This is a genomic window from Rhodococcus huquni (assembly GCF_055231055.1).
This window is the reverse complement of sequence record NZ_JBUYWE010000010.1, coordinates 48,829-61,394: the sequence shown is the minus strand read 5'-3', so window position 1 is coordinate 61,394 and position 12,566 is coordinate 48,829. Positions and strand designations below refer to the sequence as shown.

At 63.5% G+C, this 12,566-nt stretch carries 15 protein-coding genes; 8 read left to right on the top strand and 7 right to left on the bottom strand.

The window, feature by feature from the left end:
- From ACZI8R_RS17305 to ACZI8R_RS17290, 4 genes are all read left to right on the top strand, one after another.
- Window positions 1–444 (top strand): DUF4383 domain-containing protein, encoded by a 444-nt coding sequence (locus ACZI8R_RS17305; protein ID WP_463380893.1) that lies wholly within the window; start codon window positions 1–3, stop codon window positions 442–444.
- A 15-nt stretch (window positions 445–459) separates the two neighbouring features.
- Window positions 460–756, top strand: a complete 297-nt coding sequence (locus ACZI8R_RS17300) for a DUF4193 domain-containing protein (protein ID WP_463380892.1) — start codon at window positions 460–462, stop codon at window positions 754–756.
- 106 nt (window positions 757–862) lie between these two features.
- A complete protein-coding gene (locus ACZI8R_RS17295; RefSeq protein ID WP_463380891.1) occupies window positions 863–1,849 on the top strand; it encodes a TIGR03557 family F420-dependent LLM class oxidoreductase in 987 nt (328 codons plus the stop codon).
- A 91-nt stretch (window positions 1,850–1,940) separates the two neighbouring features.
- Window positions 1,941–2,885: a zinc-binding dehydrogenase gene (locus ACZI8R_RS17290; RefSeq protein WP_463380890.1), complete on the top strand. Its 945-nt coding sequence runs from the start codon at window positions 1,941–1,943 to the stop codon at window positions 2,883–2,885.
- A gap of 118 nt (window positions 2,886–3,003) precedes the next feature.
- On the opposite strand, the gene ACZI8R_RS17285 is transcribed toward ACZI8R_RS17290, so the two are convergent.
- Window positions 3,004–3,438 (bottom strand): nuclear transport factor 2 family protein, encoded by a 435-nt coding sequence (locus ACZI8R_RS17285; RefSeq protein WP_463380889.1) that lies wholly within the window; start codon window positions 3,436–3,438, stop codon window positions 3,004–3,006.
- An 89-nt stretch (window positions 3,439–3,527) separates the two neighbouring features.
- Complete coding sequence (locus ACZI8R_RS17280) at window positions 3,528–3,953, bottom strand: winged helix-turn-helix transcriptional regulator (protein WP_463380888.1); 426 nt, start codon at window positions 3,951–3,953, stop codon at window positions 3,528–3,530.
- A 58-nt stretch (window positions 3,954–4,011) separates the two neighbouring features.
- Here ACZI8R_RS17280 and ACZI8R_RS17275 point away from each other — a divergent pair, with 58 nt between their 5' ends.
- Complete coding sequence (locus ACZI8R_RS17275; RefSeq protein WP_463380887.1) at window positions 4,012–4,863, top strand: alpha/beta fold hydrolase; 852 nt, start codon at window positions 4,012–4,014, stop codon at window positions 4,861–4,863.
- 166 nt (window positions 4,864–5,029) lie between these two features.
- Here ACZI8R_RS17275 and ACZI8R_RS17270 read toward each other — a convergent pair whose 3' ends face one another.
- The 4 genes from ACZI8R_RS17270 to ACZI8R_RS17255 form a co-directional block, all read right to left on the bottom strand.
- Entirely contained in the window at window positions 5,030–6,169 is a 1,140-nt protein-coding gene (locus ACZI8R_RS17270) for a patatin-like phospholipase family protein (RefSeq protein WP_463380886.1), read from the bottom strand.
- A 26-nt stretch (window positions 6,170–6,195) separates the two neighbouring features.
- The gene (locus tag ACZI8R_RS17265) at window positions 6,196–6,819 is read right to left on the bottom strand and encodes a TetR/AcrR family transcriptional regulator (protein WP_463380885.1); all 624 of its coding nucleotides are present in this window, start codon (window positions 6,817–6,819) and stop codon (window positions 6,196–6,198) included.
- 5 nt (window positions 6,820–6,824) lie between these two features.
- Window positions 6,825–8,303, bottom strand: a complete 1,479-nt coding sequence (locus ACZI8R_RS17260; protein ID WP_463380884.1) for an MFS transporter — start codon at window positions 8,301–8,303, stop codon at window positions 6,825–6,827.
- A 136-nt stretch (window positions 8,304–8,439) separates the two neighbouring features.
- Window positions 8,440–9,303, bottom strand: a complete 864-nt coding sequence (locus tag ACZI8R_RS17255) for a GntR family transcriptional regulator (protein ID WP_463380883.1) — start codon at window positions 9,301–9,303, stop codon at window positions 8,440–8,442.
- Between the two features lie 96 nt (window positions 9,304–9,399).
- Here ACZI8R_RS17255 and ACZI8R_RS17250 point away from each other — a divergent pair, with 96 nt between their 5' ends.
- A complete protein-coding gene (locus ACZI8R_RS17250) occupies window positions 9,400–10,611 on the top strand; it encodes an FAD-dependent monooxygenase (protein ID WP_463380882.1) in 1,212 nt (403 codons plus the stop codon).
- Window positions 10,612–10,664: 53 nt separating this feature from the next.
- Entirely contained in the window at window positions 10,665–11,588 is a 924-nt protein-coding gene (locus tag ACZI8R_RS17245; protein ID WP_463380881.1) for an SDR family oxidoreductase, read from the top strand.
- Between the two features lie 24 nt (window positions 11,589–11,612).
- On the opposite strand, the gene ACZI8R_RS17240 is transcribed toward ACZI8R_RS17245, so the two are convergent.
- The gene (locus tag ACZI8R_RS17240; protein WP_463380880.1) at window positions 11,613–11,969 is read right to left on the bottom strand and encodes a hypothetical protein; all 357 of its coding nucleotides are present in this window, start codon (window positions 11,967–11,969) and stop codon (window positions 11,613–11,615) included.
- Window positions 11,970–12,319: 350 nt separating this feature from the next.
- On the opposite strand from ACZI8R_RS17240, the gene ACZI8R_RS17235 reads away from it, so the two are divergent.
- A complete protein-coding gene (locus ACZI8R_RS17235; protein WP_463380879.1) occupies window positions 12,320–12,565 on the top strand; it encodes a hypothetical protein in 246 nt (81 codons plus the stop codon).
- Window position 12,566: the final 1 nt, after the last annotated feature.

Genomic DNA, 12,566 nt, shown 5'->3' with positions numbered 1-12,566 from the left:
ATGACACGGTCACCGATTCGGTTCGCGGCAATGACTGTGGGCATCCTGTTCCTGGTGGTGGGAATCCTCGGCTTCATCCCCGGCGTCACCACCGACTACGACATGCTCACGTTCGCTGGGCATCATTCCGAAGCGAAACTCCTCGGAATCTTCAACGTCTCGGCCCTCCACAACATCGTCCACATGCTCTTCGGTGTTGCCGGGATCGCAATGGCGCGCATGGCCATCAGCGCACGACTGTTTCTGATCGGTGGGGGCATCGTCTACCTGGTGCTGTGGATCTACGGGCTGATCATCGATGAATCCGGCGGCGCAAACTTCATTCCCGTCAATACGGCAGACAACTGGCTGCACTTCGTCCTCGGGGCCGGGATGGTCGCTCTCGGTTTCGTGCTTGCGCGGCGCAACATCACGGAATCGGCCGATCCCGACCTCGTCCCCTAGCCGAGAGGAAACCCAATGCCTACCGACTACGACGCACCACGCAGCAACGACGCCTACGTGCCGCCCGAGGAATCCGTCGAAGAATTGAAGGCCCGTGGGAGTGAAGCGCAATCCCCAGTTGCCGACGTCGAAGACGTGGATACCGCCGAGTCCTTCGAACTGCCCGGCGCCGACCTATCCGGTGAGGAGCTCGCGGTACGCGTGGTTCCGCAGAAGTCGGACGAGTTCACCTGTAGCGGATGCTTTCTCGTCCATCACCGCAGTCACCTTGCCGACCCGGAGAATTTGCTGTGTCGCGATTGTGCCGACTGAATCTGTGCAATGACGCCATCGACAACTGCTCGGGCCGGCCAGCTGTTTGACATCGGTCGATGCGGTTACTTCTAAGGGACCACAGCCTTCGACATGGGGATGAAGAATGGAAATCGGCTACAAATTGGCTTCCGAAGCCTTCGGGCCCAACGAGCTGATCCGTCAGGCCGCGGCCGCAGAAGCGGCCGGGTTCGATTTCGTGGAGATCAGCGACCACTACCACCCGTGGCTGGACAATCAGGGGCATTCTCCGTTCGCCTGGACCGTGCTCGGCGCCATCGCAGCCCGCACGGAGCGAATCGAACTTGCCGCCGGCGTTACGTGCCCGACTGTCCGGTATCACCCCGCGATCATCGCTCAAGCCGCAGCCACACTTGCACTGGTCTCGGACGGGCGGTTCACGCTCGGGCTCGGCTCCGGTGAGCGGCTCAACGAACACGTTGTCGGATCAGGATTTCCCGATGACGTCCCAGAACGTCATCAGCGGCTCCGTGAGGCGTTGGAGATCATCACGCTGCTCTGGCAGGGCGGATACCGTTCGTATCAAGGTCGATACCTGTGCGTGTCGGATGCTCGTGTGTTCGATCTTCCCGAGAATCTGCCGTTGATCGCCGTCGCCGCCGGCGGTGCCCGCTCGGCGCGCATCGCCGCGGAACTGGGTGGCGGCTTGTTCGCCACCGAAGCCAAGTCCAAGATTGTGCAGCGCTATCACGCTGCCGGAGGATCGGGCCCACGTTACGCCGAAGTACCCATGGCTTGGGCGCCCGACGAGCACAGCGCTGCTCGAGCGGCACTGGACACTTCTCGGTGGGCGATTACCGGCTGGAAAGTGATGAGCGAGCTACCCAATCCGATCAATTTCGAGGCCGCGACGACCACGGTCCGAGAAGAGGACATTCTCGACAAGTTCGCGTGCGGGAACGACCCGAGACGTTTCGTCGAGGTGGCCCAACAGTTCGTCGACGCCGGATTCGACCATCTGGTGATGCAGAACGCCGGCCCTGATCCGGACGGCTTCATCGACTTCTACCAGCGCGAACTCGATCAGCGGATGCGCAAGCTCTCGCCCACCCAAGTTGCGCGCGACGGCTGACTGGCGCAGGCGGACCTCTGTTTACGCGTCTTCGTGCTGGGTAGACGAAGAATCGCAGTCAGTCGGGGTGACGAACGGAACGGAGTGTGTGATGCGTGCAGCAGTGTTGAAGGATTTCGGTGGTCCGGATCTGTTGGCCGTCGAAGAAATCGAAACGCCGCTGCCGGGTGCGGGAGAGGTCCTCGTGCGTGTTCGAGCTTCGAGCGCAAATCCGGTGGATGCCCTCGTGCGTGAGGGGGCTCTCAACCCGAGCTTGTGTCTGCCTGCGGTGATCGGCAGTGACGTCGCCGGCGTCGTGGAACAAGTGGGTGACGGCGTCACCGGTGTGTCGGTCGGTGACGAGGTGTACTACACCTCGGAGTTGGCCGACGGCGGCGGTGCTTATGCGCAATACCATGTTGCCGCAGCGCCTATTGTCGCGCCGAAGCCTCAGTCGCTGTCGCACACCGAGGCGGCCGCGATCCCGCTTGCCGGTGGGACGGCTTGGGAGGCGATCGTCCGTCGGCTGGCTGTGCGGCCCGGCCAGACCGTACTGGTGCACGGCGGATCCGGCGGGGTCGGATCGTTCGCCGTTCAGTTCGCGAAGGCTGCGGGAGCCCGCGTACTGGCCACCGCCGGCCCGGATAACCAGCAGTTGCTGCGCGAACTCGGCGCAGTTCCGATCGACTACAAGAACGACGACTTCGTCGAGATCGCGCGCGAGTCCACCGGCGGCAACGGTGTCGATGCCGTTCTCGACACCGTTGGCGGAACCAATGTGGCCCGCAGCCTCGGTGCCGCTCGAGATGGCGGCAGCGTCGCGACCATCCTGGCGCCCGAGGGGCAACTCGACGATCTATACCAGCGCAACCAGACTCTGCACGGAATCTTCCTCACCCGCGAGGCCGAACGGCTGAACGAAATGACTCCGCTGTTCGAGCGTGGACAGGTGCGCCCACTCGTATCGCAGACCTTCGATCTCGACCACATCGATGATGCACACCGGCAGCTCGACAACGGCCACAACGGCGGCAAGCTCGTCATCGAGATCGACTGAAGTCAGCCGCCGAGGCTGCTCACGGTGGTCGTGAGTTGCGCCATGCCGAACGAGTGCCAAGATGCGGCACTGTCATCGCCCACGACCGTTGGCTCGGCTCGGAGGAACGCGACGGCCCTCACTGGCCCCGTGGCACCGGCGAATTCGTGAACCAGATGATCTCCTCGCGCATCCCGGCGCTGCGCCAGCCATCGGGTGTTCGCACGAGGCTGTGGTGGTAGTAGCCGCCGCAGACGCTGAGTTCGTCGAACCCGGGAATTTGCATGGGGTTGTAGAACTGCGCGCGCATCGTGGCCGTGTCGTCTTGGAAGTCGGTGTCCACGTTCATCACGTAGTGCATCGTCATCGAAAGCAACTGCAATGAGTTGTCGAGCCACTCGACCACTTCGTCGACGGTCCCCGAGATCCCGAACGGCGACGACCGATAGTCGATGACGGCATCGTCGGTGAAGATGGAACGATAGCGCGTCCAGTCCCGGTCGTCGACGGCGCTTGCGTATGTTGTCAGGAGCTGCCGTATTTCCAGGATATCTTCGGGGCGCTGCGTATCCATCGCTGAATCTCCTCGCGGTAGGTCGTTCCGGTTGGGGTCAGCGTGCCATCGGCATCGTGATGCGTGTGCTCATTGCGGAACTTCGGCCATCAGGGGATGCCGCGTTGTCGGGATTCGTCGATCTCGGCCATGTGGAGTTCGGCCCATTCGCGGAGTGCGGCGATCGGTGCGGTCAGGGACAGTCCGAGGTCGCTGAGGCGGTAGTGCACGCGGGGCGGGGACGTTGCTTCCACTCGGCGCTCGACGAGGGAGTCCAGTTCGAGGCTGCGTAGGGTCTGAGTCAGCATCTTCTTGGAGACTCCGGGCATGCGCCGTTGCAACTCGGCGAACCGGATCTCGCCAGGATGTTCGTCGCCGAGAACCTTGATCGCCATCGACGTCCATTTGCCGCCGATCCGATCCAAGAGTTGCCGCGTCGGACAGGCGGGGTCGAAAAGGTCGCCGCGACGCCCGTCCGGAGTGATGGTTACCTCGAGGTCCCCTGGTGTCGACAAAGTGCCGTCTTCCCTACCCATCTGTCCACTCCTATCGTTACCTGGTAACCAACCGTAACCACTAGGAGGTCGAGTGTCGATGCCTGCGATCACGGAGACGAGCGTTGTCACCAACGGAACGCGACTGAACGTCGCGGTTGTCGGTTCCGGGCCGCCGGTCCTCTTGATGCATGGCTTCCCGCACACCTGGCGGGTCTGGTCCGATGTGATTCCCCGACTGTCCCAGCACTATCGGGTCATTGCACCGGACCTTCGTGGACTGGGAAACAGTGATCGGGACGCCTCCGGGTACGACGCACGAAACCTGTCCAAGGACATGATCGGCTTGCTCGATGCACTCGACACAGAATCGGCTGCTGTTGTGGCTCTTGACGCCGGAGTCCCGGCGGCCTTTCTCGTCGGCCTCGAACATGCCGACCGAGTCTCTCGTCTGGTGCTCATAGAAGCGACTATCGGGCTCCTACCGGGAGCCGAGAACTTCTTCGCCACCGGTCCGCCGTGGTGGTTCGGCTTCCATGCGGTTCCCGGGCTGGCCGAGTCGGTGCTCGAAGGCCACGAAGCCGAGTACCTCGACTTCTTCCTCGCGGCCGGCGCCGCGAGTGGGAACGGAATCCCGTCCGAGGTTCGGGATGCGTTCGTCGAGGCATACAGTGCGCCGGACTCATTGCGCTGTGCATTCGAGTACTACCGGGCCATGCCGCAAAGTGCGGCGCAGATTTTCGAATCGACTTCGACCCTGCGACTGAGGGTTCCGACCCTGGCAATCGGTGGACAAGTGGTGGGCGACGCGACTGCCGACCAGCTCGGTCCAGTCGCCGATCACCTCACGAGCAGAGTGATACCCGACAGCGGGCACATCATTCCGCTCGACAAGCCCCGTGAACTGCTGGGGCTTCTCATCCCGTTCCTCGAAGGATCGCCGATCGAGTGATCTGCTGCGACCTTCCGTCGAGACCTCTGCGTGAGTAGCGTCGACAGATCCGTTTCCGTGGGATTCGCTGTTTCACTGGAAGACAGATCAGCTGATCTCATCTGGACCATACGATCGTGTGACGCCGCTAGTGCGGCGGCGCTTACCGTAGTTCGTCGACGTGCGCCTAATGCGCATGCCGCCCGTCGGCACGGCCCAGTGCCGCCGCGGGTGCCGTGAATGCCGGGTCGAAGAAGAGGAAGCTGAGCAGGTCTCCTCGATCGACGTCTTCCGCCCCGATCAACCGGGCCAGCATGCTCAGTTGGGGGTTCCGCAGCCGCCGCAGCCCGCGATATCGATCGAGGAACGCCTCGTGCGCCAGGACGGCGAGTGTGTCCGACTCCTCGAGCGGCGGGCCGGCGAACTCGACGTCGATGTGCCGAAACCGGGCGCTTTCGGGACCGTTGCGTGCCTGCGCATTCCGGGACTCGAGGCGATGTAGATCTTCGACCATTCGGTCGGCGAGCATGGCCCGCAGAATGACGCTTGCGGCATCGAACAGATCCGGCTCTCCTGTCCCGGCGCGTTGCTCGGACGGCAATCCCGTCGGCCAATACGGCGGTCTTGTGGCGACCACGCCCAGCTTGTCGACACCCATCTGGACTGCAGGTTTGAGCGGCATGTTCAGTCGCAGGCCGCCATCGACATACCAGCCCGCCCACGCCTGCGGGCTGTCGATCCGTATCGGCCGGAACAGTCCTGGGACGGCCGCGGATGCGAACACGTGTTCGGGGCGTAGTTCGGTCTCCACGTAACTGATGTTGCGGTTCGCGTCGTACGGCGGCAGTTCCACCGAGGAGTGTTTGTCGACGAACACGACTGTGCCCCCGGTGGCGACGGAGGTGGCGGCGACAGCCACAGCTGCGATGAGCCCGCTCTCGACGTTCTCGTGCACCTGCTCGAACGAGACCATGTCGGTGATCGTCTCGGACATGCGGGTGGTGTCGAGCAGGCTCGGTATTCGCACGCTCAATCCGGCTAGTTGCCCCAAGTATCTCAGGCTGCCGTGGATGCTGCTGCTGCTGACGACACCGAATACGTCATCGAGTCGGATCGAATCCCACAGTGTCACCACGTGTTCGGCAGCATGGTCGAAACCGAGCTGGGCGTTCGCGGCAAGGCCGATCACGTTCAGTGCACCGGCGCTGGTGCCGACCAATACTGTCGGCGGACGACCGAGGCGGGGTAGCAACGACGTGACGGCTCCGGCCTCGTAAGCGCCGCGAGCACCACCACCTGCGACCACAAGTCCCACACGCTCGGCCATCGCCCGACGATACGCCTTCGGGCTGCCTATCGGTGGGTCAGTTCGGACAGGATCTGAGCAACGTATTCGGTGCTCATCGGGTCCGCGGCGAGATGTTCCGCGCCGGGACGCAATCCAGCGACCATGATCGCCATGGTCCTGCGCCATCCGGTATCGGTCACCCCACGTGTCGTCGAAATGACGCCACGGACGGACCAGAAGACGAGATCGAGGTCGGCCTCTGCCGCATCGTCGCGGATGCGGTCGTGCATCTTGGCGCGTGCCAGGAGTTCGAACAGGATGCGCCGATACTCGTCCCGCAGCACTGCGGTCTCGTCGTCGTGCCACATGCGCGAAAGGCAGCCACGGTTCGACGCGAGGATGGCGCCGGTCGCATAGAGCACCGTTTCCAGGCCCTCGCCGCCGGCCACCTCGAGCCCCTCCTCGGCTGCGGCTACGAAGTCTTCCAGTACCTGGCGGACGAGCTCGCTGACCAGCGCATCTTTGGTGGGGAACCGTCGGTAGAGGGTTCCGATGCCGACACCGGCGGTATGCGCGATCTCGTCGACGCCGACGTCGAGGCCACGTTCGGTGAACAGGGTCGCTGCCGCGTCGAGAAGCCTCTGCCGGTTTTCTGCGGCGTCGCGTCGCAGCGTCTTGCTCGTGTTCACGTCCGTCATTGTTCCGACTCGTCGCCGACCAGAGTTCCGCCGGCCACCAGCGCGAGTTCGGGGTGTCGCAGTTCGGCCGATTCTTCGAGATGTGTGGTGTCGTCACGCTTCAGTGCCGGGATGAACAAGGCTGCGACGGCGCCGAGACCGACTGCGGCGCCCAGCATCATGAACCCGTTGGTGTAGCCGGATTCCTGCGGCATACCCGTAGAGGACGCGCCCGCGGTGACGACGCTGGCCATGATGGCGGCACCCAACGCGCCGCCGATCGTGCGGATGTTCGCGTTCATGCCGCTCGCGACGCCGGTCTGCTCAGCGGGTACGGCCGCCACCACCACGTTCGACATCGCGGAGAACGCCAGACCGAAGCCGATTCCGACCAACGAGGTTGCAACGTAGATATCCAGCTTCGTGTCATGCAGAAAAGCCACCACGAAGTATCCGGCGGCGCCGACCACCGACCCGGCGATCAACAGGTTTCGCGATCCGAACCGCTCGGCGAGGCGACCGGAGACGAGTCCGAGCACGAACATCCCCACGCTCACGGGAAGCAGCATCAGTCCGGATTCGGTGACCGAAGCGCCGAACCCGTAGCCGGCAGCGGAGGGTGATTGCAGGAACTGCGGAATGAAGCCGAACGCGGCGTACATGCCGACACCCATCAACAGTGCCAGCAGGTTGGCTGCCCAGACGCTCCGAATCCGCATCATCTTCATGTCGATCAACGGGTTGCTCGAACGCGATTCTGCGACAACCCACATCACCACGATGACTACGGCGGCCACTATCAGTCCGATGACGGCAGGCGAACCCCATCCCCACGTGGGTGCCTGGCTGACTCCGAGGAGCAGCGCCACGAGCCATCCGGAGAACAGTAGACCGGTCAGCCAGTTGATCTTGCCCGGGGTGCGAACCCGCGACTCGGGCACGAAGATCTGCGCGGCGACGCCCGCCAGGACGACCATGATCATGGGAATCCAGAACAACCAGTGAAAGCCGAGGACGCTGACGATGGGGCCCGCGAGAACGACGCCGAGGCCGGCTCCGACGGCGGTCAGTGCGGCGATGGTGCCCACGGCGCCCGTCACCTTGTCCTCGGGAAACTCGTCGCGGATGATGCCGAAGGCCAATGGCAGGACACCGCCGCCGATGCCCTGAATCACACGGGCCGCGATCATCACCCCGAGTGACGTGGCGACGGCTGCCAAGAGCGAGCCCACCGCCAGAGCGGCGAGCGCGATGACGAACACGCGCTTCTTGCCGTACATGTCACCGAGGCGTCCGATGATCGGGGTGAAGATCGATGCCGAGAGCAAGTAGGCGGTCAGCACCCAGGTGACGTTTGTCTGTGTCGTGCCCAAACCCTCTTCCAGGGTGGGCAGGACCGGCATGACCAACGACTGCAACAGGGCAAAGGCCCCGACACCGACAGTGAGGACCGAGAAGGTCAATTGATGATGCGTCCGCCGTGCAGCGGTGTTCATAAAATCTCCAATAAATGAATAAGCGGAGCGATCGCTCCGCATGGAGAAACGTATCACCGGAGTTGGTGGTCCCGCTCGTCGAGAGACAGGGATCACCCCTGCGAGCGGCGAGCGAGTCCAGGGACTCCTCAACCGCTCACAGGGGGCCGATGCCGTCGATGAAACGCCGTACTCCGGATTTCAGGAGGGTGTCCGGGTCGTACGGGTAGCCGGCTTCCATGATCCGATTCAGATTGGGGAACTTGTCGCGTGGAGCGAGACGCCTCAGTTCCACAGTTCTCGTGTCCATCCACTCGTCGCTGGTGAGTCCGGTCGCAGCGCGGTCGGCGAGTTCCGGCTCCAGGGTCGCGCCGATGCCGCGGATGAAGTTGAGCAGGCACAGGTAGTCGGTGAAGGCCTGCTGTGGATCGATGCCGGCGGCATGCAGGTTTCCGAGAATGAACTCGGACAGGGGCATCGCGTTCGGTATCTCAGCGGGCCTCGTCAAGGACAGTGCAGTCGCGAACCAGGGATGCTCCACCATCACGCGCCACATCGCGTGGGCTCCCGCTTCCAGGTCGATGCGCCAGTCGCCTGATGAGCGCGGCAGAGCGATCTCTCCCATCACTCGGTCGAGCATCGCGATCTCGAGGTCGTCGCGGCTGGGGACGTAGCGGTACACCGCCATCGTCGGAATGCTCAGAGCCGCTGCGAGTCTGCGCATCGATACCGCTGACAACGACTCTGCGTCGGCGATTGCGATCGCAACCGTCACCACGCCGTCCGCGGTCAGTACGGCGGGATCCGCGCCGTCGGGTGCCAGTACGACACTCCCGCTACCGGGCTTCGACTCGATCAATTTCGCGTCCTGTAACAGTGCGAGTACCCGGCTCGCGGTGGCCATGGCGACGTTGTGGTCGCGCATGATCGCCCGCGTCGACGGCACGGCGTCGCCCGGGCGCAACTGCCCCTCGGCGATGCGGAGACGCAGCACCTCGGCGATCTGCTCTGCACGAGACATCGGAATCTCCTTCGCCCGGGTGCACCAGAGCACTTTTAACAAAAATGCATGTGAACACCGTATCGCAGAGCGATTTGTACGGCGTACTTTCGCCCTATGAAACCTTTGAAGATTCTCATCAGCGGCGCCTCGATCGCCGGACCTGCGGCCGCTGTGCTCCTCGCCCGCCAGGGGCACGCGGTGACCGTCGTCGAGCGGGCGCCGTCGCTTCGGCCCGGCGGACAGACCGTCGACCTCCGCGGCGCGGGACGCACCGTTGTCGAACGGCTCGGTCTCGCCGCGAGCATCGACGCGCGCCTTCTCGATCAGCGCGGAATCGCGACGGTCGACGCGAACGGCAAACGCCGTAGCGGGCTTCCGGTGGAAGCGTTCGACGGGAACGGCATCGTCTCGACTCACGAGATCTTGCGTGGCGATCTCGCCGAGATCCTGGTTGGAGCAATTCCGGACTCCGTCGAGTTCATCTGGAACGACACCGTAGTTGCGATCGACGACTCCGACGACGGCGCCGTCGTCTCCTTCGAGACCTCTGCCGACCGCCGCTTCGACCTCGTGATCGGCGCCGACGGGCTCAGCTCGGCGGTGCGTCGTGCCGCGTTCGGGCCCGACGACCGGCACCTGCATCCGATCGGGCTGCGGTATGCGTGGTTCACCGCAACCATCGACGACGACCTCGACGGCTGGTATCTGATGCACACAGCGCCGGGTGGGCGCGTGGTCTCGGCGCGGCCGTCGCGCACCGACGGGACTGTGAAGGCATCGTTGGCCGTCCGGGGGAGTGATCCGGTGCCACTCCGTGACAAGGAAAGTCAGTGGCAGATGCTCGCCGACGCCTTCGGTGGAGTCGGCTGGGTGGCACCACAACTACTGTCGCAGATGCGCGACGCCGACGACTGGGCGTACGCGGATCTCGCGCAGGTGAAGATGGACCGCTTCACGAAGGGCCGGGTGGCGCTGTTGGGGGACGCGGGCTACTGCCCGACCCCACTGACAGGGCTGGGCACCACGCTTGCTCTCGTCGGTGCGTACGTGCTGGCGGGCGAGTTGGGGAGGTCGTCGGGTGACATCGATCCCGCACTTGCCGAGTACGAGCGCATCATGAAGCCGTTCATCACGCACACACAGCAGTTGCCGCCCGGGGGTGCGGCCGGCTACGCGCCCACGAGTCGAGCAGCGATAGCGCTGAGTCGGTTCTCGTACTGGTCGATGAACCGTTGGCCCGTCCGGAATCTCATGGCGGCACAGTTCGCGAAGGCGGACGGTATCGACCTACCCGACTACGAGGACGAAATGCACTTCAGTTCCTGACTCGTTTCTCGCGGTCACCTGCGGTGTTGTTCTGCATTTGCCAGACTCGGGGAATGACGGACCCATCGAAACCAGGCCGATTGCATGGACGTGTGGCCGTTGTCGCCGGCGCGACTCGCGGGGCTGGTCGCGGTATCGCCGCGGGCTTGGCCGAGGAGGGTGCGACGGTGGTGTGCACGGGGCGCAGTAGTCGCGACGGCGATCCTTCCATCACCTCCGACTACGCGCGCGGCGAGTGCATCGAGGAAACCGCCGAGTTGGTGAACGGCCTCGGCGGAACGGGTATCGCGATCCAGGTCGATCACCTGGACTCGGACCAGGTCCGGCGCCTTGCGGAGCAGATCGACGCCGACTTCGGCAGTATCGATGTTCTGGTGAACGACATCTGGGGTGCAGAAGTACTCAAAGGGCCGCCGTCCACGTGGAACACGCCGATCTGGCAGCACGACCTGGATACTGGTTTGCGCATCCTTCGGTCAGCGATCGACACGCACCTCATCACTTCCCACCACTTGTTGCCGCTGCTCATTCGACGTCCGGGTGGGCTACTGGCCGAAATCACGGATGGAACTGCGGAATTCAATGCCGAGAACTATCGGATCTCCGTGTACTACGACCTCGCCAAGGTTGCGGTCAATCGGCTGGCCTTCTCGCAAGGACACGAACTCGCACCGCACGGGTCGACGGCTGTCGCGGTGACGCCCGGATGGTTGCGGTCGGAGATGATGCTGGACAACTTCGGTGTCACAGAATCCAATTGGCGTGATGCGCTGGATGGCTCCGTCGAGGGATTCCCGGCCGCACCGGAGGGATTCGCCGGGTCCGAGTCGCCTCGGTACGTCGGCCGTGGCATCGCTGCGCTGGCAGTGGATCAGAATCGAGACCGTTGGAATCAACAATCGGTCAGTTCGGCCGATCTGGCGCGAGAATACGACCTCACCGACGTCGACGGCACGCGACCCGACTGTTGGGCGTAGTCGCGTGCCGACGGATGATCGCTTCTATCCCCAATGCGCTTCGTCGGGTATGCCCGTGTCGAAGATGTCGTAGAACCACTGACCGGGCATCAGCTGGTTCATGTTGTGCCAGTTGTTCCACGGGTCCTGCTGGTAGTAGCGCTCGATCCCGGTCCCGTCGTCGTAGCAAGCGATGTTCGAGGTGCCGAACGGGCTCCAGTAGGTCTTCTTGTCGTCCCTGGGAAACTCGACCGGTGTTCTGAACTGGTGGCTGCACGGCGTGATCACCGGGTCGTACACGGTCGGCTGCGCTGCGGCGGACGGCGCGAACCCGAGAAGGCCTCCGGACAGTGCTGCCGCTGTGCCGGTTGCAGCGAGTGCGCGGCGGACGGTGATACGCATATATGGCTCCCTTCGGCTGAAACTGATTCGACGGTTACGTCGATAGTCGCCGCGCGATCGTTACCCGGTTTGCCCCGCGGGCCGGCAATTCAGTCGGGAAACGCCCGGGACGAGAGAAGGCATCACATTCGTTGTTTCACACGGACTGCGACCGTTCGTGAATTGGAGGCACGAAGCAGTGAGCCCTGGTAAAAGGGGCTTTTCATGCTCGAGCAGCTGCGAAAATGCGGCGTGGGACGAATGTCGATGATGTCCGAATCGTGGGATCGAGTCGGCGGCGGGTCGAACGACCCGCCGGTATTGTGCGCCTACGTGCAGAAACGTAGACGTCAGGATCGGGGACCGAACAGATGTGGGTAGCTGCCGCCGTTGTCTTGATTATCGCCGCATCCGTGGCGATGTGGAAACGCAAATACGCCATGACGATTCCTTTGTTCATGGTGGCGGCCCTTGCGACAGCCGTCGCGACGGCCATGAGTTCACCCGGTGTGCCATCGGCGATCGTGGGGATCACGATTGTCGCGATTCTGTTGAGCCTCGGAATCGTTGGGGCGAAGAGGCATGACAAGGCCCCTGAAATGGTGAGCAGTCGCTGAC

Coding starts and splice junctions, on each gene's coding strand:
- ACZI8R_RS17290 (WP_463380890.1), top strand. CDS start 1,941: ATGCGTGCAGCAGTGTTGAAGGATTTCGGTGGTCCGGATCTGTTGGCC.
- ACZI8R_RS17260 (WP_463380884.1), bottom strand. CDS start 8,303: ATGAACACCGCTGCACGGCGGACGCATCATCAATTGACCTTCTCGGTC.
- ACZI8R_RS17255 (WP_463380883.1), bottom strand. CDS start 9,303: ATGTCTCGTGCAGAGCAGATCGCCGAGGTGCTGCGTCTCCGCATCGCC.
- ACZI8R_RS17235 (WP_463380879.1), top strand. CDS start 12,320: ATGTGGGTAGCTGCCGCCGTTGTCTTGATTATCGCCGCATCCGTGGCG.
- ACZI8R_RS17300 (WP_463380892.1), top strand. CDS start 460: ATGCCTACCGACTACGACGCACCACGCAGCAACGACGCCTACGTGCCG.
- ACZI8R_RS17295 (WP_463380891.1), top strand. CDS start 863: ATGGAAATCGGCTACAAATTGGCTTCCGAAGCCTTCGGGCCCAACGAG.
- ACZI8R_RS17240 (WP_463380880.1), bottom strand. CDS start 11,969: ATGCGTATCACCGTCCGCCGCGCACTCGCTGCAACCGGCACAGCGGCA.
- ACZI8R_RS17270 (WP_463380886.1), bottom strand. CDS start 6,169: ATGGCCGAGCGTGTGGGACTTGTGGTCGCAGGTGGTGGTGCTCGCGGC.
- ACZI8R_RS17285 (WP_463380889.1), bottom strand. CDS start 3,438: ATGGATACGCAGCGCCCCGAAGATATCCTGGAAATACGGCAGCTCCTG.
- ACZI8R_RS17245 (WP_463380881.1), top strand. CDS start 10,665: ATGACGGACCCATCGAAACCAGGCCGATTGCATGGACGTGTGGCCGTT.
- ACZI8R_RS17280 (WP_463380888.1), bottom strand. CDS start 3,953: ATGGGTAGGGAAGACGGCACTTTGTCGACACCAGGGGACCTCGAGGTA.
- ACZI8R_RS17250 (WP_463380882.1), top strand. CDS start 9,400: ATGAAACCTTTGAAGATTCTCATCAGCGGCGCCTCGATCGCCGGACCT.
- ACZI8R_RS17305 (WP_463380893.1), top strand. CDS start 1: ATGACACGGTCACCGATTCGGTTCGCGGCAATGACTGTGGGCATCCTG.
- ACZI8R_RS17275 (WP_463380887.1), top strand. CDS start 4,012: ATGCCTGCGATCACGGAGACGAGCGTTGTCACCAACGGAACGCGACTG.